This is a genomic window from Candidatus Avoscillospira sp. LCP25S3_F1 (assembly GCF_052117125.1).
Classification (GTDB): domain Bacteria; phylum Bacillota; class Clostridia; order Oscillospirales; family Oscillospiraceae; genus Avoscillospira_A.
The window spans coordinates 1-542 of sequence record NZ_JBQKJT010000071.1 but is presented as its reverse complement, the minus strand read 5'-3'; the positions used below and the strand labels follow the sequence as shown (position 1 = coordinate 542).

Here is a 542-nt window from a genome sequence, read left to right as displayed (position 1 = left end):
AATTGTCTGTACAGGCAATGAAAATATCCTCTACACCCCGGTTTTTCAGGCCATTGAGCACCGTTGTCCAGAACTTGGCACTCTCATTTTCCCCAACCCACATGCCCAGGACGTCTTTCCGACCATCCAGATTGACGCCAATGGCAATGTACACTGCTTTCTTCACGATCTGCCCTTCGCTGCGAACATGATAGTGGATGGCATCCAGGAATACCACGGCATAGATGGACTCCAGGGGCCGCTGCTGCCACTCTTTGGCGATGGGCAAGATCTTGTCCGTGATCCGGCTGACCGTGCTGTCTGAGACGGAAATACCGTAAATGTCCTGGATATGGGCCTCAATGTCGCCAGTGGTCATACCCTTAGCGTACATGGACAGGATTTTCTCCTCAATGTCCTGGCTGATACTAGTCTGGTTCTTTTTCAGCACCTGAGGCTCAAATTCCCCCTTCCGGTCCCGGGGAATCGACACATCCACTTCGCCAAAGCTGGTACGCAGCCTCTTGCTGCTGTGGCCGTTACGGCTGTTGTCTGTGTCCTTG

Annotated in this window: 1 protein-coding gene; it reads right to left on the bottom strand. The window is 53.0% G+C overall.

The window, feature by feature from the left end:
- Positions 1-542 (bottom strand): IS256 family transposase (locus ACTQ33_RS17145; protein ID WP_441465696.1); only part of this gene is annotated, 542 nt, incomplete at both ends.